At 71.9% G+C, this 22,919-nt stretch carries 21 protein-coding genes; 9 read left to right on the forward strand and 12 right to left on the reverse strand.

Going from position 1 to position 22,919, the window contains the following annotated elements:
* Positions 1–46: 46 nt before the first annotated feature.
* From ACYVC6_RS06685 to ACYVC6_RS06700, 4 genes are read right to left on the reverse strand one after another with little or no spacing between them, the layout of a single operon-like run.
* Positions 47–1,039 (reverse strand): potassium channel family protein, encoded by a 993-nt coding sequence (locus ACYVC6_RS06685; RefSeq protein WP_460712219.1) that lies wholly within the window; start codon positions 1,037–1,039, stop codon positions 47–49.
* 23 nt (positions 1,040–1,062) lie between these two features.
* On the reverse strand, positions 1,063–1,755 hold the full coding sequence (locus ACYVC6_RS06690; RefSeq protein WP_460712221.1) for a uracil-DNA glycosylase: 693 nt from the start codon (positions 1,753–1,755) through the stop codon (positions 1,063–1,065).
* Positions 1,748–2,806 carry an SMP-30/gluconolactonase/LRE family protein gene (locus tag ACYVC6_RS06695; protein ID WP_460712223.1) on the reverse strand — a complete coding sequence of 353 codons (1,059 nt, stop codon included), beginning with the start codon at positions 2,804–2,806 and terminating at the stop codon, positions 1,748–1,750. Before ACYVC6_RS06695 ends, ACYVC6_RS06690 begins: the two co-directional genes overlap by 8 nt.
* Entirely contained in the window at positions 2,803–4,308 is a 1,506-nt protein-coding gene (locus ACYVC6_RS06700) for a flavin monoamine oxidase family protein (RefSeq protein WP_460712225.1), read from the reverse strand. The genes ACYVC6_RS06695 and ACYVC6_RS06700 overlap by 4 nt, the downstream gene beginning before the upstream one ends.
* A 69-nt stretch (positions 4,309–4,377) precedes the next feature.
* Here ACYVC6_RS06700 and ACYVC6_RS06705 point away from each other — a divergent pair, with 69 nt between their 5' ends.
* Both ACYVC6_RS06705 and ACYVC6_RS06710 read left to right on the forward strand, forming a co-directional pair.
* On the forward strand, positions 4,378–5,076 hold the full coding sequence (locus tag ACYVC6_RS06705) for a TetR/AcrR family transcriptional regulator (RefSeq protein WP_460712227.1): 699 nt from the start codon (positions 4,378–4,380) through the stop codon (positions 5,074–5,076).
* Positions 5,073–6,002, forward strand: a complete 930-nt coding sequence (locus tag ACYVC6_RS06710; RefSeq protein ID WP_460712229.1) for a carbohydrate kinase family protein — start codon at positions 5,073–5,075, stop codon at positions 6,000–6,002. Before ACYVC6_RS06705 ends, ACYVC6_RS06710 begins: the two co-directional genes overlap by 4 nt.
* Before the next feature lie 53 nt (positions 6,003–6,055).
* On the opposite strand, the gene ACYVC6_RS06715 is transcribed toward ACYVC6_RS06710, so the two are convergent.
* Genes ACYVC6_RS06715 through ACYVC6_RS06730 form a run of 4 tightly spaced genes read right to left on the reverse strand, consistent with a single transcriptional unit; the run spans position 6,056 to position 10,517 of the window.
* Positions 6,056–6,466 (reverse strand): hypothetical protein, encoded by a 411-nt coding sequence (locus tag ACYVC6_RS06715; protein ID WP_460712231.1) that lies wholly within the window; start codon positions 6,464–6,466, stop codon positions 6,056–6,058.
* Complete coding sequence (locus ACYVC6_RS06720; protein ID WP_460712233.1) at positions 6,466–7,899, reverse strand: pyridoxal phosphate-dependent decarboxylase family protein; 1,434 nt, start codon at positions 7,897–7,899, stop codon at positions 6,466–6,468. Before ACYVC6_RS06720 ends, ACYVC6_RS06715 begins: the two co-directional genes overlap by 1 nt.
* Positions 7,896–9,227, reverse strand: a complete 1,332-nt coding sequence (locus tag ACYVC6_RS06725; protein WP_460712235.1) for an MFS transporter — start codon at positions 9,225–9,227, stop codon at positions 7,896–7,898. Before ACYVC6_RS06725 ends, ACYVC6_RS06720 begins: the two co-directional genes overlap by 4 nt.
* A 9-nt stretch (positions 9,228–9,236) precedes the next feature.
* Positions 9,237–10,517: an alpha/beta hydrolase gene (locus ACYVC6_RS06730; protein ID WP_460712237.1), complete on the reverse strand. Its 1,281-nt coding sequence runs from the start codon at positions 10,515–10,517 to the stop codon at positions 9,237–9,239.
* A gap of 70 nt (positions 10,518–10,587) precedes the next feature.
* On the opposite strand from ACYVC6_RS06730, the gene ACYVC6_RS06735 reads away from it, so the two are divergent.
* The gene (locus ACYVC6_RS06735) at positions 10,588–12,144 is read left to right on the forward strand and encodes an FMN-binding glutamate synthase family protein (protein ID WP_460712239.1); all 1,557 of its coding nucleotides are present in this window, start codon (positions 10,588–10,590) and stop codon (positions 12,142–12,144) included.
* 11 nt (positions 12,145–12,155) lie between these two features.
* Here ACYVC6_RS06735 and ACYVC6_RS06740 read toward each other — a convergent pair whose 3' ends face one another.
* Together ACYVC6_RS06740 and ACYVC6_RS06745 are read right to left on the reverse strand one after the other, a co-directional pair.
* Positions 12,156–13,586 carry an alpha,alpha-trehalose-phosphate synthase (UDP-forming) gene (locus tag ACYVC6_RS06740; RefSeq protein WP_460712241.1) on the reverse strand — a complete coding sequence of 477 codons (1,431 nt, stop codon included), beginning with the start codon at positions 13,584–13,586 and terminating at the stop codon, positions 12,156–12,158.
* 292 nt (positions 13,587–13,878) lie between these two features.
* A complete protein-coding gene (locus ACYVC6_RS06745; RefSeq protein ID WP_460712243.1) occupies positions 13,879–14,529 on the reverse strand; it encodes a hypothetical protein in 651 nt (216 codons plus the stop codon).
* A gap of 151 nt (positions 14,530–14,680) precedes the next feature.
* On the opposite strand from ACYVC6_RS06745, the gene ACYVC6_RS06750 reads away from it, so the two are divergent.
* Together ACYVC6_RS06750 and ACYVC6_RS06755 are read left to right on the forward strand one after the other, a co-directional pair.
* Positions 14,681–15,988, forward strand: a complete 1,308-nt coding sequence (locus tag ACYVC6_RS06750) for a sensor histidine kinase (protein WP_460712245.1) — start codon at positions 14,681–14,683, stop codon at positions 15,986–15,988.
* Entirely contained in the window at positions 15,985–16,623 is a 639-nt protein-coding gene (locus ACYVC6_RS06755; RefSeq protein ID WP_460712247.1) for a response regulator, read from the forward strand. Before ACYVC6_RS06750 ends, ACYVC6_RS06755 begins: the two co-directional genes overlap by 4 nt.
* Before the next feature lie 214 nt (positions 16,624–16,837).
* Here the strand turns inward: ACYVC6_RS06755 and ACYVC6_RS06760 are convergent, their stop codons facing one another.
* Positions 16,838–17,854 carry a Gfo/Idh/MocA family protein gene (locus ACYVC6_RS06760; RefSeq protein ID WP_460712249.1) on the reverse strand — a complete coding sequence of 339 codons (1,017 nt, stop codon included), beginning with the start codon at positions 17,852–17,854 and terminating at the stop codon, positions 16,838–16,840.
* Positions 17,855–17,940: 86 nt separating this feature from the next.
* Between ACYVC6_RS06760 and ACYVC6_RS06765 the strand changes: the two genes are divergently transcribed.
* Both ACYVC6_RS06765 and ACYVC6_RS06770 read left to right on the forward strand, forming a co-directional pair.
* Positions 17,941–18,243 (forward strand): DUF3263 domain-containing protein, encoded by a 303-nt coding sequence (locus ACYVC6_RS06765; protein ID WP_460712251.1) that lies wholly within the window; start codon positions 17,941–17,943, stop codon positions 18,241–18,243.
* Between the two features lie 2 nt (positions 18,244–18,245).
* On the forward strand, positions 18,246–18,752 hold the full coding sequence (locus ACYVC6_RS06770; RefSeq protein WP_460712253.1) for a LytR C-terminal domain-containing protein: 507 nt from the start codon (positions 18,246–18,248) through the stop codon (positions 18,750–18,752).
* Here the strand turns inward: ACYVC6_RS06770 and ACYVC6_RS06775 are convergent.
* Positions 18,749–19,492, reverse strand: a complete 744-nt coding sequence (locus tag ACYVC6_RS06775) for a fibronectin type III domain-containing protein (protein ID WP_460712255.1) — start codon at positions 19,490–19,492, stop codon at positions 18,749–18,751. The two genes, ACYVC6_RS06770 and ACYVC6_RS06775, sit on opposite strands and share 4 nt — an antisense overlap.
* Before the next feature lie 77 nt (positions 19,493–19,569).
* Between ACYVC6_RS06775 and otsB the strand changes: the two genes are divergently transcribed.
* A complete protein-coding gene (gene otsB / locus ACYVC6_RS06780; protein WP_460712257.1) occupies positions 19,570–20,415 on the forward strand; it encodes a trehalose-phosphatase in 846 nt (281 codons plus the stop codon).
* An 86-nt stretch (positions 20,416–20,501) separates the two neighbouring features.
* Positions 20,502–22,844 carry an endopeptidase La gene (gene lon / locus ACYVC6_RS06785; protein ID WP_460712259.1) on the forward strand — a complete coding sequence of 781 codons (2,343 nt, stop codon included), beginning with the start codon at positions 20,502–20,504 and terminating at the stop codon, positions 22,842–22,844.
* The last annotated feature ends 75 nt before the right edge of the window (positions 22,845–22,919 follow it).

The following is a 22,919-nucleotide window of genomic DNA, read 5'->3' on the forward strand; positions in this document are numbered from 1 at the left end:
ACCTCAATGATTGCAGATTCAACTTTATTCCCACCGGCTCGTCGGATCACGAGGCGAGCCGGGCCAGCTCCGCGAGCTGCTCCTGGCTCCCCAGGGCGATCAGGAGCGCGCCCGCCGGCACCGTGAGGTCCCCCGTCGGGTTGGGCTCGAGCGGCGCGCCGGGCGACCGGCGTACGGCGAGCAGCAGGGCGCCGGTCCGCTCGGCGATCCGCATCTCGGCGACGGAGCAGCCGGCGAGGGCGGAGCCGTCGGCGATGGGGAGCTGCTGCACCCGCCAGTCCAGGTTGTCGTCGTGCATGACGACATCGAGGAACTCCGCGACGTCGGGCTGGAGGGCGAACGCCGCGAGCCGTCGGCCGCCGATCCGCTGCGGGTTCACCGCCCGGCTTGCGCCGGCCAGCTCGAGCTTCTGCTTGGACCCGGTGGTGCGGGCCCGGGAGACGATCACCGTGTCCGGGCACATGGCCCGCGCCGAGAGCGTCGCGTAGACAGTGTCCGCATCGGTGTCGAGGGCGATGATCACGGCGCGGGCGCGCTCGATGCCGGCCCTTCGGAGGATCTCGTCGTCGTTGACGTCGCCGACAAGGAACGGCACGTCCGGGTCGAGACCCGCCAGGCGGTCGGCGTCGGCGTCGACCACGACGATCGGCTGGCCGCCGGCGTGGAGGAACTCCGCGGCGGCCGCGCCCACGCGCCCGTAGCCGCAGATGACGACGTGGTGGTGCAGAGCGGCTATCCGGGCATCCATGCGACGTCTCTCCAGGTGATGGGTCAGGTGGCCCTCGATGACTGCTTCCATGAGCACCGAGAAGGTGTAGAGCGCCGTGCCGACGCCGAGCAGGATCAGGGCGATGGTGAAGACCTGGCCGGATGCGTCCAGCGGCCTGACCTCGCGGAAGCCGACGGTCGCCACGGTCGTGATCGTCTGGTAGACCGCTTCCAGCAGGGTGAAGCCGAGGAGCACGTAGCCGACGACGCCGAACACGGTGACACCGGTCAGCGCCACCAGCGCCAGCCTGGCCCGCCGCAGTCCGCCCACGTAGTGAGGCTAGGGCTTGGGGGTCACGTGGGCAGCGACCAGTCGAGCGCGTCGGCGCCCTGCTCGGCCAGCAGCGCGTTGACCTTGCTGAACGGCCTGCTGCCGAAGAACCCCCGATGGGCGGACAGCGGCGACGGGTGCGGGGAGGTGACGGCCGGTACGCCGCCGAGCCGGGGCTCCAGCTTCTGGGCGTCAGCGCCCCACAGGACGGCGACGAGGGGGCCGCCGCGCGCCGCCAGGGCGTCGATCGCGCACGCGGTGACGTCCTCCCAGCCCTTGCCCTTGTGCGAGTTCGAGGCACCCGGCCGCACGGTGAGCACCCTGTTGAGCAGCATCACCCCGCGCTCGCTCCAGGCGGACAGGTCGCCGTGCGCCGGCGGGGTGACGCCGACGTCGTCCTGGAGCTCGCGATAGATGTTGGCGAGGCTCGGCGGGAGCGGTCGGACGTCGGGGTTCACCGCGAAGCAGAGACCGATCGGATGGCGCGGGTTCGGATAAGGATCCTGGCCCACGATCAGGACCCGCACCTCGGCCAGCGGTCGCTGGAACGCGCGCAGCACGTGCTCGCCGGCGGGCTGGTAGCCGCGTCCGGCGGCGAGCTCGGCTCGCAGGAACTGCCCCATCTGGGCGATCCGGTCGTCGACCGGGGCGAGGGCCGCGGCCCAGTCGGGGGCGACCAGGCCCTTGCCGACGAGTCCTGCCAGCGCGCTAGCCACCCAGGAATGCTCTCCTAGGAAGGAACGGTCGGCGACCCCGCTCGCCGACCTCCACGGCCAGGATCGCCTGGTGGCTCGCGTCGCCCTGGACCGCGGACTGGTTGGCGACCAGCACGCGGGTGCCGAGGAACGTCGCGCTGCACGGGGTGTCGAAGGGGATGGGGGACCCGTTGTCCCCGGTGAGAGGCTGGTCGGGGAACCGGTCGACCTCGGCGCCGTTCGCGTCGATCTCGACGATCTGGTTGGTCAGGCCCGCCATCGCGACGTAGATGTGTCCGGTCCGCCGGCCGATCCCGAAGCCGTCGGGCAGGTCGCCCGGCTGCGAGGTCCACAGGGTCTCGATCTCACCGGGCCGGCCGCCTCGCTTGATCGGAAGCCGGTAGAGGAAGCCCTGGGTCGGCGTGACTCCGCCGCCGTCGGCGGTGGTCTGCTGGGTGATCAGCAGGTCGCGCTCGCGCTTGCGGAAGACGATGCCCGTCGTGCCGAAGGTCTGGGCTCCCTGCAGTGCCGGGGAGGTGAACCAGACCTTGGCCCGGCCCTGGCGGCCGACCTTCCAGATCCGTCCGGCGCCGTAGTCGGTGACGAAGAGCACCCCGCCCGGCCCCCAGGTGGCGTAGTTGGGGACGGCGCCGGGCAGGTGGGCGACCGTGCGCCACCGCCCGGTGCGGGTGTCGAGCGTGCGCACCGTCGAGGTCGAGGTCTCGAGCACCACCAGACGGCCGGACCTGGTCTGGTTGGCGACCTGGACGCCGTGGCTCTCGTCCAGCCGCTGCCCGGGCACCTCCCAGGAGCGGAGCAGGGTGCCCTTGCGGCTCCACTCGAAGACCCGTGACGGCGTGCCGGGGTCCTCGGGGTCGACGTACGTGCCGGCGTAGACGCGCTTGTTGCGGTGGACGAAGACGTACGCCGGGAAGCCGGGCGCCGGCACCTTGGCGAGGACGGTCGTCTCCCACCGCTCGGCGGCCTGCGCCGGGGCGACCGGCGAGACCAGCACCAGGGCCAGCAGTAGGGCCAGCAGCAGGGTCAGCAGGAGGCGGGGTGAGCGCTTCACAGGCGGTCCAGGACCTCGACGGCGGCGCGCTCGCCCGCGCGGACCGCGCCGTCCATGTAGCCCGACCAGTAGGTCGAGGTCTCCGTGCCGGCCCAGTGGACCCGACCGTGCGGGGTGCGGATGGCGGGGCCGAACTCCACCAGTGACCCGGGGGCGTGGATGGCCGTGGGGCCGCCACCCGTCCAGCGTTCCTTGGTCCAGTCGTGCTCGACGTAGTCGACCGGGTGCAGTGCCTGCTCGCCGAACATGGCGGCGAAGCCCTGCAGCACGGCGGCGCGCCGCCGGGACTTCGACAGGACGCCGTACGTGCGCCAGGTCGACCCGCCCACGAAGGCCAGCAGGACGCCCGGGCCGCCGTCGGGTGGGGTGTTGTCGAAGACCGCGCGGGCCGCCCCGGCGTCGTTGATGCCGAACCCATTGAGACCGGCGTCGCGCCAGAACGGCGTGGCGTAGACGGCGTCGCACTTCATCAGCTGGCCCATGTCGAGCCTGCGCAGCAGCTGCTTGCGGCGGACCGGCAGCCTGGGGAACCAGTCGATGTCGAGCACCATCGGCGGCGGCGCGGCGACGATGACCCGCTTGGCCTTCACCATGCCGCGCCCGGTGTGCACGCGGACGTGGCCGTCGCGCTGGACGATCCGCTCGACCGGCGCCTTGAGGGCGACGATGTCGCCCAGCTTCTTGGCCAGCCGCAGCGGGATCAGCTGGGACCCGCCGACAAACCTGCGCTCCTGGGCCCCGCCCGCGGTGTCGGAGTTGCGCGAGAAGGTGCCGACGTTCTGCTCGTCGCCCGAGCAGGCGACATACCAGAGCACGAAGAGGAACGAGAGCTCGTTGGGGTCGGCACCGAAGCCGGGCTGGGTCCAGCAGCGGATCAGGTTCTCCACCCCGGCGGAGTTGACCGCCGTCGAGCGGATCCACTCGCCGAGGGTGATCGAGTCCCACTCGACGGCGCGGGGGTGGGACCAGGGCGCGTCGACCGCGATCTCGGCGGCGTACTGGTCGATGAGGGCGAGCAGGACCCCGGCGTCCGGGAGGATCGTCGGGTCCGGCGGCACCGTCCCGCTGTATTCCATCCGGCCGGTCGTCGAGGAGATGTAGACGCTGTTGCCGGTGTTGTATTCCAGGAAGGTCGGCACCTTCAGCCGCTCGGCGAGCCTGGTGATGTGGCCCTGGGTCGGACCGATGAAGGCGCCGCCCGACTCGATGACGTCACCCTGCTTGTTGAGCGTGTGGTTGAGCACCCGGCCGCCGACCCGCTTGCGGGCCTCGACGACCAGGACGTCGTGGCCCCGGCGGGCGATCCTGCGGGCCGCGACCAGCCCGGAGATGCCGGCGCCCACCACGACGACGTCGACCTTGGCCGGAAGGGGGCCCTGCCGAGTGCCCGCGAGCACCGAGGCCTCGGCGTCGGAGGTGAGCGCTCCGGTGCCGACGGCGAGGCTGGTGCCGGCGACGCCGCCCAGCAACGACCGGCGGGTCAGTGGTCCGGGAAGGTGCATTTCGGCGCTCCTGCCAGTAACATATCTGAAACTGTTTCACATTCGGGTTTTGATGGTAGCCTGCCTCGTATGACGTCGCAACCGTTGCCGGCTCCATCGGTTACGGCCGGTCCGGTCACGGCGACCCGGCGAGTGCCCAGCCAGGAGCGCAGCCGCCGACGGGTCGAGCAGATCTTGGACGCGGCCGCCGAGGTGGTCGTCCGCGACGGCGTCGCCGCGTTGTCCACCCAGGAGATCGCCCGCCGGGCCGGGGTGCCCGTGGCCTCCCTCTACCAGTATTTCGCGGACAAGGACGACGTCCTGCTCGCCCTGGCCGGTCGCGACATGGACGAGATGGACGCCGAGGTGCTGACCGCGCTCGGCGAGCTAAGTCCGGACGAGCTGACGGTGGAGACCCTGGTCCGGGCAACGATGGAGGCGTTCGTCCGCGTCTACCACCGCCGCCGGTCGTTCGTGGAGATCTATCTGCGCGGCCGCACCAACCTCGCCGTCAACCGCTTCGGGCGTGAGCACAACCAGCGCGTGTCGGCCACCCTGCGGGACTACGCCGTCGGCGCCGGTCTCGCCGGACCCGCGCTCACCCCCGCACGCGCCCTGCTCGCCGTCGAGGTCGGCGACCGGATCTTCCAGCTGGCCTTCGAGCACAACGACGACGGTGACCGCGAGCTCGTCGAGGAGGGCATGGCCCTGGTGACGGGCTATCTGGAGCGCTACGCCTCGCCCGCCCCACCGAGATCCGCCCGGCAAACAACGCAGGAGACACAGTGAAGATCGCCACCGTCGGGGTGCACGTCCTCGACACCCATGTCATCGGCATCGAGTCCATCCCGGACGGGTCCGACGGTCAGCTCGTCGAGACCATCCGGATGTCACCCGCGGGCACGGCAGGCGGCACGGCGGTGGTGCTGTCCCGGCTCGGCGCGGAGGTGCGGTCCTTCGGCGCCGTCGGCACCGACCCGATCGCCACCTCGCTGCTCTCGATGCTCGAGGCCGAGGGCGTCGATGTCTCGGGCCTAGTGCCCAAGGCTGACCACCAGACGTCGGCGTCGGTGCTCCCGGTGCGCCCGGGCGGCGACCGGCCGGCCTGGCACTGCATCGGGGCCAACGGCGCCTTCACCCTCGACGACCTCGACCCGTCCTGGCTGGCGGGGTGCACGCACGTCCACCTCGGTGGTCCGGAGTTCCTGGGCGGCGAGGCGGCCGGCGAGCTGCTCGCGCGCGCCCGCTCGATCGGCGCGACCACGTCGCTCGACATCCTGGCGCCGGGCGACCCGGACATGCTGGCGTGGATCGCGGCGGCGCTGCCGCACGCCGACTACCTGCTGCCCAACGACGAGCAGGTGCTCGGCTTCACCGGCGCCTCGTCGCTCGTCGACGGCTGCCGGGCGCTGGTCGACGCGGGCGCCGGCTGCGTCGCGGCCACGGCCGGCTCGCGCGGCGCCGTGGTGGTCACCGCCGACGAGACCGTCGAGGTGCCGGCGTACGAGATCGACGTCGTGGACACGACCGGCTGCGGCGACGCGTTCTCGGCCGGCTTCCTGCGCGGCTTGTCCCTCGGCGGCGACCTCCGCTCGGCCGCCGAGCTGGGCTGCGCCACGGCGGCCCAGGTCGCCCAGGGCCTCGGCACCGACGCCGGCAGCTATGACCTGGCGTCGGTCCAGCAGTTCATGGCCTCGACGCCGACGCGGGGATAGTCCGTGACCTTCCGGTCCACAGATCAGTGGATCCGGGGCCAAGACGTCACGGACTATCCCGCCGGCGGCCAGGGCAGGACCGGCCGGCCCTCCTCGGGGCCGGACAACGGCACCCCCTCGAAGTCGTCGGTCGGCCAGTCGGCGTGGAAGTAGGGCAGCCAGCCCCTCCTGGCCAGTTCGACCGCGCCGGACCACCAGGCGGCGTACGCCGGGTCGGCGCCGCGTCCGGCCTCGGCGAGCTGGGGGTGCTCGGCGACGAACCGGTCCGCCAGCGCTTCCGCGTCCAGCCCGTCGTCGGCGTTGCCGGTGGTCCACCGATCCGAGTCCTCGCACCCGGGCGCGCCCACCGTGAGCCGCCAGAAGAGCCCGCTCGGGGCGATCGACGGCGTCCCTCGCAGGAGCTGGAGGCCGCGGCGGTGCAGCAGCTCGAGCATCTCGAGCCGGCGGACGGCTGCCTCGCGCATCAGTCCGTCGGCCGGGCGAGCCGGTCGAGGAAGGCCACCAACAGCGCCTCGCGCATGGCGGGGGCGGCCAGGTCGAGCATCGCGTTGATCTCGGCCATCCGGCTGGGCAGCTCGAGACCGCCTCCGGAGTTCTCGCCGACCAGGCCGGACGCGGCGAGCAGACCGTCGAAGTCGGCGTCGGTGAGGGCGGCCGGGTCCAAGGACTCGATGTAGGCGGCGATGCCGGGGTCGACGGTGACCGGGCCGGTCTGCTGTGCGGCGGCCACCGCCTCGCCGAGCGCGGAGAGGAAGTCGTCGACATGGGCGAGGGTGCCGGCGCTGACCGACAGGTGGATGTTGGGTCCCCGCCCGGCGTAGGACATCTGCGGCTGGACGTACCACCCGCGCTCGCGCATCTCGTCGCTGACGGTGAAGGCGTCGCAGGTGCCGTCGGTCTCGAAGGTGACCAGCGACGAGTCGGGCCGGGCGACCAAGGACAGCGCGGGCGCGGCCTCGATCCCGGCCACGATCGCGTCGACCGCGTCGAACAGCTGCCGGGCCAGCGTCAGGTAGCCGTCGTCGCCCAGCGACTCGACCACCGCCCAGGCGCCGGCCAGCGGGCCACCGGACTTCGTGGACTGCATCGTCGAGTTGAGCATCGTGTAGCCCGGCCACTCCGCGGAGGCGAAGAACTGCGGACGGCGGAGCTCGGGCGTGCGGTGCAGCAGGAGCGAGGTGCCCTTGGGTGCGTAACCGTACTTGTGCAGGTCGACCGAGATCGAGGTGACGCCGTCTACCGCGAACGTCCAGGGCGCCACGGGCCGGCCCAGCCTGGCGGCGTAGGGCAGGACCCAGCCGCCGATGCAGGCGTCGACGTGGCAGCGGATCCCGCGACGCGCGGCCAGCGCTGCGATCTCCGGCACCGGGTCGATCACGCCGTGTGCGTACGACGGCGCGCTGGCGACCAGCAGGACCACCCGGTCACCGAGCTCGTCCACCGCGGCCGCCGTCGCCGCGACATCGGCGCGGAAGTCGGCGCCGACCGGGACGACCCGCTTCTCCACGCCGAAGTAGTGAGCCGCCTTGTCGAAGGCGGCGTGCCGGGTAGACGGGACCACCATCGCCGGCCGCTCGACCTCCGGCCGGCCGTCTCGTGCGGTCTGGACGGCGAGGAGGACCGACTCGGTGCCGCCCGAGGTGACAGTCCCGACGCCGGTGTCGGGGGCGTCGAGCAGCCGCAGCCCGAAGCCGACCAGGTCGTTCTCCATCCGCAGCAGGCTGGGGAACGCGGTGGGGTCCAGCCCGTTGGTGGCGGCCGCGGCGGCCACCGCCTCGCGGCCGATCCGGTCGATGTCGGGCAGCCCGGAGTCGTAGACGTAGGCGAGGGTCCGGCCGCCGTGCACCGGCAGGTCGCCGGCCTGCAGCGTGTGCAGCCGCTCGAGGGCATCGCTCACGGGATGGCCACCTCCGGTTCGTCGACGTCGACCGCCGTCAGCGAGTAGCGGACGAGCCAGACCAGGCTCAGCAGGATCAGGGCCGCCGGGAGCACCGAGAAGCCGAGGGTGATCGCGGTGAGTGCGCTGTCGGGCTGGGCGACCTCACCGTCCGTGCTGGAGCGGTAGCCGCCGATCGCGAGCACCACCGCGAACAGCCCGGGCCCCAGCGCCAGCCCGAGGGTCTCGCCCGCGGTCCACACGCCGGTGTAGACGCCTACCCGTCCGGTGCCGGTGCGCCTCGCGTCGACCGCGGCCGCGTCGGGGAGCATCGCCATCGGGAACACCTGCGCGCCGGCGTAGCCGACGCCCACCAGCGCCGTCGCCAGGAAGACCACGACGCTCGGCGCGGTCCGCGCCGACACGACGAGCAGCGCTCCGGTCGCGAGGATCCCCGAGGACACCAGATAGCCGTTCTTCTTCCCGAAGCGGGCACCGTAGGCCGACCACGCCGGCGTGAGCACGAGCGCAGGAGCGACGAAGCAGACGAACAGGATGGTCGTCGCCCCCTTCTGGCCGAGGACGTCGCTGGCCAGGTAGTCGACGCCGGCGAGCATGCAGCCGGTGGCGAGCGCCTGCACGACGAACGTGGTCAGCAGCAGCCGGAAGTCCCGGGCGGCGGCGACGATCCGCAGCTGGTCGCGCAGCGAGCCCGCTCCCGGCTGCACCGAGCCGACGGGCGCGGCCCGGGTGCCGCGGTAGGCGCTCACGACGCCGACCGCGATGAGCGCGGCCATCGCCACGCCCATCACCCGGTAGCCGGCCCGGCCCCCGACGGCGTCACGGATCAGGGGTGCGGTCGCTCCTGCGAGCATGATCGTGAACGCGAGGATCGCCACCCGCCAGGTCATCAGCCTGGTGCGCTCGTCGTACGACGTCGTCATCTCCGCCGGCATCGAGACGTAGGGCACCTGGAAGAACGCGTACGCCGTCGCGCAGGCCAGGAAGCACACCAGGACCCAGGTCGCCTCGACCGCCTTCGACCCCATCTCCGGGGCCGCGAAGAGCAGTGCGAACGCCGCCGCGAGACCGAGCCCGGCGCGCAGCAGCCACGGGCGCCGCGGCCCGCGCGGGTCGTGGGTGCGGTCGCTGATCCGGCCCGCGATCGGGTTGAGGATCACGTCCCAGGCCTTGGGCAGGAAGACGATGAACCCTGCCGCCAGCGCCGCGATGCCGAGGCTGTCGGTCAGGTAGGGCAGCAGCATGAGCCCCGGCACCGTGCCGAACGCGCCGGTCGCGACCGAGCCCGACCCGTAGCCGAACCGGACCGACCGCGGCAGCGCACTCACTGCCGCAGGCTAGCGGGCCAGGCTCCTCGATCCGGCGGAGCCGTAGCGGCGGGTGGGGTTGAGGCCGATGCTCGTGGTGGGCTCGGCGGCCGGCTTCGCCGGGGTCCCCTTGGTGGGCGCCTTCTTGGCTGCGGTCTTCTTGGTGGTCGTCCTCTTCGCCGGAGCCTTCTTGGCGGCGGACTTCCGCGGCTTCGCGCCGGGCTCCGCGGCGGGCTTCGCGTCAGGCGTCGACCACCGGGAGATCCATTCGTCCATCGCCTTCCAGGTCGTGCCACGCGCGGCCCGGCCGGTGAGCATTCCGAGGTGTCCACCCGGGACGATCTCGAAGCGGACCTCGGGCGATCCGGTCAGCAGCGGCACGACCGCCTTGACCGCGGCGACGGGGGCGATGCCGTCGGTCGCGCCCGCGAACACCAGGACCGGCACCTTGATGTCGGCGATCCGGATCGACCGGGCACCCAGCTCGATCTCGCCCGTCCGCAGCGCGTTGCCCTTCACGAACCGGTGGTAGAGCTGGCCGAAGGTCCGGCCCGGGTAGGCGATCATGTTGTCGGTGAACCGGTCGACGGCCTCGACCTGGGCCAGGAAGTCGGCGTCGTCGAGGTGGGTGGCCAGCGCGATCGGCTTGGTGACGAGCTTTTGGAACGACGACAGCTGGAACGCCCATCTCACCAGCGGCTTGGGCGCACCACCCATCACCCGGTAGGCACGGGTGATCGCCCCGCGCCCCTCGGTGAGGTTGAGCAGCGGGCGCAGCGGCGCCACCAGTGGCACCAGGCTGACGTCGAGCGGCGAGCCGACAACCGTCAGGGACGCGACCGGGAGGTCCGGGCGGTCGGCCGCGGTGAGCATGCTGAAGATCCCGCCGAGGCTCCAGCCGATGACGTGGACCGGCCGCCCGCCGGCGTGCGCCGACGCCGCGGCGATGGCCTCGGGGAGGACCTCGTCGACCCAGTGCTCCATCCCCAGTCCGCGGTTGCGGAACGACACCTCGCCGTACTCCACGAGGTAGGTCGGGCGGCCGGCCGCCACGAAGTGCTCGACGAGCGAGCAGCCGCGCCGCAGGTCGTAGCAGATCGCCGGGGCGGCCAGCGGCGTCACCATCAGCACCGGGTCACCGTGGTCGCGGACCCCGGCCAGAGGACGGTAGTGGTAGACCTCGCGCAGCTCGCCCTCGTCGATCAGGGTGCGTGGCATCGGACGCAGGTCGGCGAGCCCGCCGTAGAGCACCTTGTGTGCCACGTTGCCGGCGGCGGCGACGACCTGGTCGGGCTTGGGGATCAGGTCCATGGGCGGAGCCTATGCGGACACGTCGAGGTCCGCCTCGACACCGGCACCCGTCTCGGGTTTCCTACCAGGCATGAGGATGCCCCGGCTCGCCGCAATGGGGGCGGTGGCGCTCGGCGCTGTGGCCACCCACGACCTCGTCCAGCGCAAGCACGCGATCCTGCGCAACTTCCCGATCATCGGGCACCTGCGGTTCCAGCTCGAGCGGTTCGGCCCCGAGCTGCGGCAGTACATCGTGACGTCCAACGACGAGGAACGCCCGTTCAGCCGCGACCAGCGACGCTGGGTCTACGCCTCGTCCAAGCTGGAGAACTCCTACTTCGGTTTCGGCACCGACAACAACCTGGAGAACGCCGAGGCGTGGCCGGTCATCAAGCACCGCACCTTCGCCGGGCCCGGTGCCGCGACGGCCAGGCACGGCGACGAGGGGGTGCCGCTCCCGGCAGCCAAGGTGATGGGGGAGGCCCGCGGCCGGCGCCTGGCGTTCCGACCTGCCTCGGTGGTCAACATCTCGGGGATGAGCTTCGGCTCGCTGTCGGCCGTCGCGATCGAGGCCCTCAACAAGGGTGCGGCCCTGGCAGGGTGCTGGCACAACACCGGCGAGGGTGGCCTCTCGCCCTACCACCGCAACGGCGGCGACCTCGTGTTCCAGATCGGGACGTCCTACTTCGGCTGTCGCGACGAGCACGGGAGGTTCGACCTGGCGCGCCTGACGGACCTGGTCGCCTCCGCTCCCGTGAGGGCGATCGAGATCAAGCTGTCGCAGGGTGCCAAGCCGGGCCTGGGAGGGATGCTGCCCGGCGCCAAGGTCACCGCGGAGATCGCCGAGATCCGGGGCATCCCGGCGGGCAAGGACTGCGCCTCGCCGAGCCGGCACCAGGTCTTCGACGACGTCGACTCGATGCTCGACTTCGTCGAGACCGTCGCCGACGCGACGGGGCTGCCGGTGGGCATCAAGTCGGCGGTCGGCAACCTGGACTTCTGGGACCACCTGGTCGCCGAGATGAGCAAGGGCGGGCGGGGCCTCGACTTCGTCAACGTCGACGGCGGCGAGGGTGGGACCGGCGCCGCGCCCCTGGTGTTCGCGGACTCCGTCGCCTACCCGTTCCGGCTCGGCTTCGCCGAGGTCTACCGCCGCTTCGCCCAGGCGGGCCTCGTCGACGACGTCTTCTTCATCGGCGCCGGCAAGCTGGGCCTGCCCGAGACCGCGATGGTCGCGTTCGCGATGGGCGTCGACTCGGTCAACGTCGGCCGCGAGGCGATGTTCGCGCTGGGGTGCATCCAGGCCCAGCGTTGCCACAACGACCACTGCCCGACCGGGGTCGCCACCCAGAACCCCTGGCTCCAGCGCGGCCTCGCCCCGGAGCTGAAGTCGGTGCGGGTCCACAACTACGTCGCGTCCCTGCGCCGCGACCTGCTCAAGGTCTCCGAGGCGATCGGGGTCGTCCACCCGGGCCTCGTCACGCCCGACGACATCGACATCGCGCACGGCATCGAGACCTCCCGCGGGCTGCGCGAGGTCTACGGCTACGAGCCCGGCTGGGGCCAGCTCGGCGAGCGACACCAGAAGGCGCTCGTCGACCTGATGGGCGAGCGGGTCCGCGAGCCCGAACGGCCGCCGACGGCGTAGGCCGGTCCGCGCTACGAGCGCCGGGCCGGCCGGACGGTCTTGTCGTGGTGGCTGTCGCGCTGGTCGGCGAGCGCGCTCATGAAGCTCTCGGCCCAGGCGGTCACGTCGTGCTGGGTGACCTGCTTGCGCATCGCCTTCATCCGGCGGGTGATCTCGTGCTCGTCGGCCTCGTAGGCCGCGACCAGCGCCGCTTTCATGCCGTTGATGTCGTAGGGGTTGACCAGCCATGCCTGCCGCAGCTCGTCGGCGGCGCCGGCGAACTCCGAGAGCACCAGCGCGCCGTCGTCGTCGACCCGGCAGGCGACGTACTCCTTGGCGACCAGGTTCATGCCGTCGCGGTAGGGCGTCACCACCATCACGTCGGCGACGCGGTAGAACGCGGCCATCTCCTCGCGGGACAAAGAGGTGTGCAGGTAGTGCACGGCAGGCCGGCCGATGCGGCCGTGCTCGCCGTTGATCCGGCCGACCAGCCGCTCGGTCTCGTCGCGGAGACGCTGGTACTGCTCGACCTGCTCGCGCGACGGCACGGCGACCTGCACGAAGACCGCGTCCTCGACGTCGAAGTGGCCGTCCTCGATGAGCTCGCTGAACGCCCGCAGCCGCGCGTAGATCCCCTTGGTGTAGTCGAGCCGGTCGCAGCCGAGGAACACCCGGCGCGGGTTGCCGAGCGCGGTGCGGATCTCCTCGGCCCGGGCGACCACCTCCGGGCTCGTGGCCAGTGCCTCGAAGCCCGCCGCGTCGATGGAGATCGGGAACGCCGCCGCGCGGACGGTGCGCCCGTCCGGGAGGTAGACCAGGTCGCGGTGCGTCTTGTGGCCGACGCGCTGCCGCACCAGGCGCACGAAGTTCTGGGCGCCGCCGGGCATCTGGAACCCGACCAGGTCGGCGCCGAGGAGGCCCTCCAGGATCTGCCGCCGCCACGGGAGCTGCTGGAACAGCTCGGCGGGCGGAAAGGGGATGTGCAGGTAGAAGCCGATCCGCAGGTCGGGCCGCAGCTCGCGCAGCATCCGTGGGACCAGCTGGAGCTGGTAGTCGTGGACCCACACGGTGGCGTTCTCCGCCGCCTCCTCCGCGGCCGCGGCGGCGAAGCGCTCGTTGACCTTGACGTAGCTCTCCCACCACTCCCGGTGGAACGCCGGCTTGGCCACGAGGTCGTGGTAGAGCGGCCAGAGCGTGCCGTTGGAGAAGCCCTCGTAGTGCCCCTCGACGTCCTCGGCGGTCATCGACATCGGGACGAGGGCGAGCCCGTCGTCCTCGAACGGCTCGAGGTGCTGCTCGGTCCCGCCGGGCCAGCCCATCCAGACGCCGTCGTAGCCGCGCAGGACCGGCTCGATGGCACTGACCAGACCGCCCGGCGACCTCGTCCACCCGGTGGACCCGTCGGCGTTGGTCACCCGGTCGACCGGCAGCCGGTTGGCGACGATCACCAGGTCGTGGGGCACGGGCTCCAGCCTAGGCACAGCCCGGGCCGCAGGACACGCCAGGCCGAGTGGCCGACCGCCCCACCCGCCGACCGCAGCGAGTGGGGCGGTCGAACCGACGTCAGCGGACCGAAGCCGACCCCTCACCGGGCTTGGCCGTCGGCCTCGTCACGGTGGTCGTCAGGCTGGTCCCCGAGTCGACGCGCACCAGGGTGACCCGGGACACGACCCCGGGTCCCCCTGGACGATCCCCCAGTTGCCGCAGCCCTCGCAGCTGAGCTGCGCGGTCGCAGCGGGATCGCCACCTACGGGCTCAGCCGTTGAAGTCCCCGGCCACCGTCTGGATGGTGATCGACCTGTTGGTGACGGCCGAGTCGCCGGTCGTCCATACGCACACTCGGAACGACGACGGGCCTGCAGGTACGGCGTAGACCCGGGTCGCGCTGACCGAGGTCTGGGTCCCCTCAGTGCTTCCCATCTGCCGGTGGTTGAAGTCGTCGCCAGAGTTTTGACACGTGCCCTTGGAGATCCACATGAACAGAAGCACGGCGGGACTGGAGAAGCTCACGACCGTGTCGACCCGCACGAAGCCGACCCCGCTGGGCACCTCGATGACGGTGGGGTTGAGGACCTGCTGGGTCACGCCGCCATCCGTTTGCACGCTGTTGTTGAGCGCTTCGAAGGCCACGCGGTCGAGGTACGTCGTTGCGGGCTGCCCGCCCAGATTGGCGGCGTTGCCCGCTGTGCCGGCGGTGGTGGCGCTGTCCGCCGTCCCGGCGTGCTTCACGCTGAGCTTGGGGGCCTTGTTCTTGACCACCTTGGCGGCGATCTTCTTGACCTGCTTGGCGGTGAGGCTCGCGCCGTAGGCCGTGCCGGCGAAGCCGACCGAGCCCAGCACGAGAACCAGCAGCAGGACGAGGACCGACGAGCGGCGTGAGCGGGATGAGCGGGAGGACGAGGTCACGAGCGTCTCTTTCGGTAGGGAGCGTTGGGTGCACAAACGTCGTGCCCACCGCGATGGGTGTCAAGGAACCCCGGGGTGTCGGGCCAGCCCGACAACACGTGTCGGGCTGGCAGGATCGTGGCCGAGTCCGCGCCGGACGAGGCTGGCGGGCATGACCGATACCCTCCACACCGACAGTCCGGAGACGACCTCCGTGAGCTTCGACTTCACCGACCTGCGCCGGACGCTGCGCGAGTCGGCATACACGCTGACCGCCTTCCCGCTCGGCCTCGTCTCGTTCGTCACCGTGCTCGTCCTCGTCACCGTGGGCATCGGGACGGCCGTCATCGTCGGCGGCGTCCTGCTGCTGGTCGCCGGCACCCTGGCGGCCCGGGCGGTCGCCCAGCTGGAGCGACTGCGGCTCCGGTCGTGGCTGGGGCGGCATGCTCCGGTCCCCGCGTACCTCCGGGCGGCTCCGGACGCCGGCTTCTTCCGCCGGGTCTTCACGCCGCTGCGCGACCCGCAGTCATGGCTCGACGTGGTCTGGAGCCTGGTGTCGTTCGTCACCGGCACGTTCGTGTTCGTGGTCACGCTCGTGTGGTGGGCGGCGACCCTCAACGGCCTGACCTACTGGTTCTGGGAGCGTTATCTGCCGGAGGACGGGCGGGACGAGTCGCTCGCCGAGCTCATCGGCTTCGGCGACACCCGGTTCGCCGATGTCGCGCTCCAGACGATGATCGGGCTCGTCGCCCTGCTCACCCTGCCGTTCGTGGTCCGGGCCCTCGCATCGTTCCACGGTGGCTTCGCCGAGGCGGTGCTCTGCGGCCGTGCCGAGCTCCAGCAGGAGGTCGCCCGGGTCGAGGGAGGGCGCGACGCGGCCAGGGTGGCCGAGGCCGCCTCGTTGCGCCGCCTCGAGCGTGACATCCACGACGGCCCGCAGCAGCGCCTGGTCCGGCTCTCGATGGACCTGGGCCGGGCGCGCAAGCAGCTCGACCAGGACCCGGCCAAGGTGGCGGAGACCCTGGACGCCGCCCTGCGCCAGGCCCGCGAGACCGTCGACGAGCTCCGCTCCCTGTCCCGCGGCATCGCCCCGCCCCTGCTCGTCGATCGTGGCCTCCGGGCGGCGCTGGGAGAGCTGATGGTGCGCAGCGACGTACCCGTCGAGTCCGTGGTGCGGGTGCCCGACAGCCTGCCGCCGCACGTGGAGACCGCTGTCTACTTCGTGGTCGCGGAGGCGATGACCAACATCGCCAAGCACAGCGGGGCGACCCGGGTGTCCGTGCAGGTCGTGGCGGCCGACGGCGCGGTCTCGGTGCGGGTCGAGGACGACGGTCGCGGCGGGGCCCACCTAGGCAAGGGTCAAGGCCTCGCCGGGCTGGCCCAGCGGCTCGCCGGCGTCGACGGGACGCTCGCGCTGAGCTCCCCTGACGGCGGGCCGACCGTGCTGGAGGCGAGGATCCCCTTTGTGACGGTGCGATGAGACTGGTGGTCGCGGACGACTCGGTCCTGCTCCGCGAGGGCCTGCAGCTGCTCCTCGTCGAGGCAGGGCACGAGGTCGTCGCTGCGGTCGGCGACGGTCCGGCCTACGTCGCCGCGGTGCTCGACCTGCGACCGGACGCCAGCGTGGTCGACGTCCGGATGCCGCCCAGCCACACCGACGAGGGCCTGCGCGCCGCCGTCGAGGTGCGGCGGACGTGGCCGGAGGCCCGGATCATGGTGCTGTCGCAGTACGTCGAGGTGTCCTACGCCGACGACCTGCTCGCCGCCGGTGAGGGCGGCACCGGCTATCTCCTCAAGGACCGGGTCGGCGACGTCGACGACTTCCTGCGCTCGCTCGACAGCGTGGCCGACGGTGGCACCGTGCTCGATCCGCTGGTCGTCCAGCAGCTGATGGGACGCCGCCGCGACCCGCTCGGTGGTCTCACCCCGCGTGAGCTCGAGGTGCTGGCGCTGATGGCCGAGGGCCGCTCCAACGCCTCGATCGCCGAAGCCTTGGTGGTCACCCTGGGTGCCGTCGAGAAGCACACGCAGCGCATCTTCGCCAAGCTCGACCTGCTGCCCGACGACGCCCAGCACCGTCGGGTGCGGGCGGTGATCAGGTACCTGCGGGTGTAGGTGCAGCACCCGTGGTGACCGTCCGGGCATGCCCATGTGGCGCTCGGTCCTGGGGCTGGGGTGGTGCCCGCGCGCGTAGCAGGCCGGGTCTCCGCGTCAAGGACGCTCGCAGCGGTGAGCCAGGCACCATTTCGCTGAGCCAAAGTGGACCTGACTCACCGCCGGGTCCGGAACGGCGAGCGTCGGTCGGGTAAGCGCGCAGCCCAGGCCGTCCTCAGCCTCCAGCGGTCGGGAACGCCACGCCGACCTGCCGGCGTACGTCGTCCATCTGGCGCAGGATCGTCAGGGTCTGGGCATGCGGGACCAACGGGCTCTCCCGCAGCCCGGCCTCCAGGCAGCGGCCGACTTCGGCGATCTCGTGGCCGAAGCCGTGACCGATGACCGGCACGGCACCGGAGATCCTCTGTGGGTCCCCACCAGCGTCGCCGTGGCTGGCGCCGGCGGCGTAGGGCACCCAGGTCGCGAAGTCGGGGTGGTGGAAGGGCTCCAGGGACAGGCGTCCGGCATCGGTGGCGATCTCCGCGCGGTCTGAGGACCACGAGGTCATCGACGCGGTCATCGTCGCCAGCGCTCCGCCCGGGTAGCGACCGCTGATGGCGACGTCCAGGTCGATGCCGTCCGTCGACAGCTGCGCGGTCGCGACCAGCTCCTCGGCCTCGCCCAGCATCAGGTGGGCCAGGGTCAGCGGATAGACGCCCATGTCGAGGAGTGCGCTCGCGCCGAGCGCCGGGTCGTGCATCCGGGTCGAGGCGTCTGGAGGCACGACGAAGCCCAGCTCGGCATGCAGGTGCCGCGGCGAGCCGAGGTCGCCGGCCTGGATGCGCCTTCGGACCTCGAGGATCACCGGGTGGCAGGCGGTCCACATGGCCTCCATGAGGAAGCGGTCGTGCCGGGCGGCCAGTGCGACCATCTCCTCTGCCTCGGGGACCGAGAGGGTCAGCGGCTTCTCGCAGAGGACGTGCTTGCCGGCCTCGAAGGCCAGCCGCGCGTGCTCGAGGTGCAGGGCGTGCGGCGAGGCGATGTAGACGACATCGACCCGCGGGTCGCTCACGAGCTCCTCGTAGGAGCCGTAGGACGACTCGACGTCGAACTCCTGGGCGAAGGCGCGGGCCCGCTCGGCCGAGCGGGAGCCGACCGCTACCAGCTCGGCCCCCGCAACCAGGGCGAGGTCGGAGGCGAAGGTGCGGGCGATGCGGCCGGGGCCGAGGATGGCCCATCGGGTCGGGGTCATGGGTCCACCCTGTCGTGTGCAGCTCGGCGCGTACACGCCGGGCGTGTGAATGACATCGGTGTGATTACTCGCCTACAGTGGCAGCCATGGACGCCGCGAACGTGGGGAGCGCTGTCGCCTCGGAGCCGCAGCTCCAGGCGGCCCTCAGCGACCGTGACCGCGAGATCCTCGAGTTCGAGCGGCACTGGTGGAAGTACGCCGGTGCCAAGGAGACCGCGGTCCGCGACAAGTTCGACATGTCGTCGACGCGCTACTACCAGGTGCTCAACGCCCTCATCGACCGCCCGGAGGCGCTCGAGGCCGACCCGCTCCTGGTGCGTCGGCTCCGCCGGCTGCGCGCTGCCCGACAGCGCCAGCGATCGGCTCGCCGGCTCGGCTTCGAGCTCTGACCGTGCCCAGCTCCAGGGCCGTCACCAGGGCCCGGGACGAGCGCGGGCTCGTGCTGCCGTCGCCCGTGGTGATGCTCAGCATCGTCGCGGTCGTCATGGCCGCAGTGGCCTTCGTGGCCACTCGCGACACCCCGCCCGCGGAACGCGAGATCACCACGATCGCCAAGCAGCCGACCGCCACCCCGACCCCGTCGGTGAAGCCGACGAAGAAGCCGGCCAAGAAGCCCCCGGTGCAGCGGGGCAAGGTGCCGGTCGAGGTCTACAACAACTCCGGGATCACCGGACTGGCCGGCCGGGTCGCGACCCGGGCCGGCAGGATCGGGTGGCAGGTCGTCGGATCGGACAACTGGTACGGCACGGTCGACGCGACCACGGTCTACTACCCCAAGCGGCTCAAGGCGGCGGCCAAGCAGCTCGCCCTCGACCTCGGCATCCGGCGCACCGCGCCCGCCGTGGAACCGATGCGACTCGACCGCCTGACCCTGATCCTCACCGGACCGCTGACCTAGCTCCGCTTCACCTTGGGCTGTTGACCGTCGCGCATCGTCAACGTCAGGGTCGCCAGCCGGACGTCGTACTCGCTCACCCGGATGACCACCTTGGCGCCGGGGTCGAGGGGCACGCCCTTCAGCAGCGAGGTCAGGGAGTGCTTGCGTGCGGCCAGCCCGTCGACCGTCCTGCTGGTGAAGGGGCAGCCCTTGGCGGCGCTCTTGCACCGCACCGTCGCGGACTCCCCGCCGGTCAGACGGGTGAGCAGGAGCTTGGTGAGCTTGGTCGTGTCCGCCCCGACGCTCGCCTTGAAGGTGACCTTGGGCGCGGCCGGCATCGCCACGGTCATGTCGGCCGAGGCCGCCTCACCTCGAACGTTCAGCGCCTTCACCCGCATCCGGTAGGTCGAGCCCGGGTCGAGACCGCTGACCTGTCCGGCCACCACGACGGGGCCGGCGTCCGAGGCCGGGATGGTGCCGATGGTCACCGTGGTCGCCGCCGACGGGACCCGCGGGCGCCGTCCGGCGCCCCGGTAGGCCCCGGCCGTCACGTACTCCACCATGACCGTGGTCTCGTTGCCGTGGCTGTCGACCGGCACCGACACCTGCACGGTCGCGGCGGAGCTCGTGGCGATCGACGGCGTCCCCACGGTGGGCGCCTCGTCGGCCACGGCGGCGGCGCTCCCGGTCGGCACGCTCATCCCCAGTGCAATGGACAGCAGGGTCGAGGCGACGACGAGAGGGATCCGGTGTCCGGGCACGGCCTGACGGTACTCGCGGCGGCGTACGCCCCGAGGGTGCTTTGGGGCAACCGACGGGTGTGTGGTGGGCTTCGGGGGTGGAGTTCACCTCGACGGAGGGCGAGCAGCGGTACGCCGCACTGGTGCGCGCCGCCGCGGACGCCGTCGTCGGGCTGGACTTCGACGGCACGTTGGCGCCGATCGTCGACGACCCGGCCCTCGCGCACATCCACGACGACGCGGCCCAGGTGCTGGTCGAGCTGGCCGAGCAGGTCCGCGCCGTCGCGGTGATCACCGGTCGGCCCGCGCGCCAGGCGCTGGACCTCGGCGGGCTCGAGGTGGTCGGCAACGCGATCGGCGATGCCGGCAAGGAGCTGTTCGTCTTCGGGCAGTACGGCAACGAGCGGTGGAGCTCCACCAACCGCCGGGTCATCGGACCGCGGCCTCCGCACGGTCTGGCGACGTTCCTGCGCGAGCTGCCGCGGTTCCTGCGCCGGGCCGGAGCCGAGGACGCCTACGTCGAGGAGAAGGGGTTGGCCGTCGCCATCCACACGCGCCGGATGCGTGAACCGGAGCGCGCCACCGAGGTGCTCCTCCCGCTGCTCCGAGACTTGGCGGGCAGCCACGACCTGGTCGTCGAGCCGGGCCGCAACGTGGTCGAAGTGCGCTCGGCCGGCATGCACAAGGGGCTGGTCGTCGAGCGGATCGTCGACGAGGTCGACGCGGGTGCGTTCTGCTTCGCCGGCGACGACCTGGGCGACCTGGAGGCGTTCGAGGCCGTGACCGCGCTCGCCAAGGACGGCCTGCCGACCCTGCTGGTGTGCTCCGCCTCGAGCGAGCAGAGCGCCTTGGTCCCGTTGTCGGACGTCGTCGTGCACGGCCCTGACGGGGTGATGGCCTTCCTGCGCCAGCTGACCTCCGACGCGGCGGCATTGCGAGCCTAGGGCGGGGCGGGGAAACCTCCCCGCACCGCGCGTCCGCTCACAGCGAACGCCGGAACAGGGGAAAGCCCGCGAGGAGTTGAGCCGACATGACTCAACCCTCACTCCCGGTGCTGTTCGTGTCCGACGTCGTCGTCCTGCCGGGGATGGTGGTGCCGATCTCGCTGGACGAGGCCGCGCAGGCCGCGGTCGACGCGGCCCAGGCGACCGGGGAGAACGAGCTGCTCATCGCGCCGCGGCTCGAGGACCGCTACGCCTCGTACGGCGTGGTGGCGACCGTCGAGCGGGTCGGCCGGTTGATGGGCGGTGGCCCGGGTGCGGTCCTGCGCGCGGGACGCCGGGCCCGGATCGGCAGCGGCGTCACCGGGCCGGGTGCGGCGCTGTGGGTCGAGGTCGAGCCGGTCGAGGAGCCCGAGGAAGCAGTCACCGACCGCGCCCGCGAGCTGGCCGAGGACTACAAGCGGCTCGTCGTGGCCGTGCTCCAGCGCCGTGAGGCCTGGCAGATCATCGACACCGTCAACCGGATGACCGACCCGAGTGGGATCGCGGACGCGGCCGGCTACGCGCCGTACCTCTCCGACGAGCAGAAGCGCGAGCTGCTCGAGACGCCGGACGTCGAGGCGCGCCTGACCACCCTCATCGCCTGGACCCGCGACCACCTGGCGGAGGCCGAGATCGCCGACAAGATCGGCGAGGACGTCCGCGAGGGGATGGAGAAGAGCCAACGCGAGTTCCTGCTGCGCCAACAGCTCGCCGCCATCCGCAAAGAGCTGGGCGAGGGCGAGCCCGAGGGCGCCGACGACTACCGCACCCGGGTGGAGGCGGCCGAGCTGCCCGAGGCGGTCCGGGAGGCTGCGCTCAAGGAGGTCGACAAGCTGGAGCGCTCCAGCGAGCAGAACCCCGAGGCGGCGTGGATCCGCACCTGGCTCGACACAGTGCTCGAGCTGCCGTGGAGCACCCGGACCGACGACAACAACGACGTTTCCCAGGCCAGGGAGGTGCTCGACGCCGACCACCACGGCCTCGACGAGGTGAAGGAGCGGATCGTCGAATACCTGGCCGTCCGGGCTCGCCGGGCCGAGCGCGGGCTCCAGGTCATCGGCGGCCGCGGTTCCGGCGCGGTGGTCCTGCTGGCCGGTCCTCCCGGGGTCGGCAAGACCTCGCTCGGGGAGTCCGTGGCCCGGGCCATGGGGCGCAGGTTCGTCCGCGTCGCCCTCGGCGGCGTCCGGGACGAGGCCGAGATCCGTGGCCACCGCCGGACGTACGTCGGTGCCCTGCCGGGCCGAATCGTGCGGGCTGTCAAGGAAGCCGGCTCGATGAACCCTGTCGTCCTGCTCGACGAGGTCGACAAGATCGGCTCCGACTATCGAGGCGACCCGGCCGCGGCGCTGCTCGAGGTCCTCGACCCCGCGCAGAACCACACGTTCCGCGACCACTACCTCGAGCTCGACCTCGACCTGTCCGACGTCCTCTTCATCGCCACCGCCAACGTCGTGGAGCAGATCCCGTCGGCGCTGCTGGACCGGATGGAGCTGGTCACGCTCGACGGCTACACCGAGGACGACAAGGTCGCCATCGCCCGCGACTTCCTGCTGCCGCGCCAGCTCGAGCGGGCGGCGCTCACGGACGAGGAGGTCACGGTCAGCGACGCGGCGCTGCGTGAGCTCGCGGCCAGCTACACCCGCGAGGCCGGTGTCCGGCAGATGGAGCGGCTGCTCGCCAAGGCGCTGCGCAAGGCTGCGACCCGGCTCGCGACGGGCGCCGGGCTCGTCGAGGGTCGGGTCGACATCGACGAGCCGGACCTCAAGGACCTGCTCGGGCGGCCCCGGTTCACGCCGGAGTCGGCGGAGCGGACGGCGGTGCCCGGCGTCGCCACCGGCCTGGCCGTCACGGGCATGGGCGGCGACGTCCTCTTCATCGAGGCCTCCGCGCACGAGGGGAAGTCCGGGCTGACGCTGACCGGCCAGCTCGGTGACGTGATGAAGGAGTCGGCGCAGATCGCCCTGACCTTCGTGCAGTCCCATGCGGCCGAGCTCGGGGTCGACCCGGGGTACTTCGAGGACAAGGCGATCCACGTCCACGTCCCCGCGGGGGCGACACCGAAGGACGGCCCATCGGCCGGCATCACCATGGTCACCGCGCTCACCTCGCTGGCGACCGGTCGCCCGGTGCGCTCTGAGGTCGGGATGACCGGCGAGGTGACCCTGGGCGGCCGGGTGCTTCCGATCGGTGGTCTCAAGCAGAAGCTCCTCGCGGCCCAGCGGGCCGGGCTCACCGAGGTCTTCGTGCCGCTGCGCAACGAGCCCGACCTGGACGACGTACCGGCCGAGGTCCGCGACGCCCTGACGGTCAACGTGGTGGGTGACGTCCTCGACGTGGTGCGGGGTGCTCTCACTCACACCGGCGCGTCCGAGGCGACCGCCGCCGCCTGAGAAGTGTCCGGTCGTTGAGACTGCTGTCCGCATGATGGGATTCCGGTTCGCGCCCGTCTGTCGGCGATCCCTACT

This window comes from Nocardioides dilutus (assembly GCF_054779555.1).

Bases quoted from the DNA above. Each gene is read 5' to 3' on its own strand.
- ACYVC6_RS06700 (WP_460712225.1), bottom strand. From the start codon at position 4,308: ATGCACCTTCCCGGACCACTGACCCGCCGGTCGTTGCTGGGCGGCGTC.
- ACYVC6_RS06705 (WP_460712227.1), top strand. From the start codon at position 4,378: ATGACGTCGCAACCGTTGCCGGCTCCATCGGTTACGGCCGGTCCGGTC.
- ACYVC6_RS06715 (WP_460712231.1), bottom strand. From the start codon at position 6,466: ATGCGCGAGGCAGCCGTCCGCCGGCTCGAGATGCTCGAGCTGCTGCAC.
- ACYVC6_RS06730 (WP_460712237.1), bottom strand. From the start codon at position 10,517: ATGGACCTGATCCCCAAGCCCGACCAGGTCGTCGCCGCCGCCGGCAAC.
- ACYVC6_RS06735 (WP_460712239.1), top strand. From the start codon at position 10,588: ATGAGGATGCCCCGGCTCGCCGCAATGGGGGCGGTGGCGCTCGGCGCT.
- ACYVC6_RS06750 (WP_460712245.1), top strand. From the start codon at position 14,681: ATGACCGATACCCTCCACACCGACAGTCCGGAGACGACCTCCGTGAGC.
- ACYVC6_RS06755 (WP_460712247.1), top strand. From the start codon at position 15,985: ATGAGACTGGTGGTCGCGGACGACTCGGTCCTGCTCCGCGAGGGCCTG.
- ACYVC6_RS06760 (WP_460712249.1), bottom strand. From the start codon at position 17,854: ATGACCCCGACCCGATGGGCCATCCTCGGCCCCGGCCGCATCGCCCGC.
- ACYVC6_RS06765 (WP_460712251.1), top strand. From the start codon at position 17,941: ATGGACGCCGCGAACGTGGGGAGCGCTGTCGCCTCGGAGCCGCAGCTC.
- lon (WP_460712259.1), top strand. From the start codon at position 20,502: ATGACTCAACCCTCACTCCCGGTGCTGTTCGTGTCCGACGTCGTCGTC.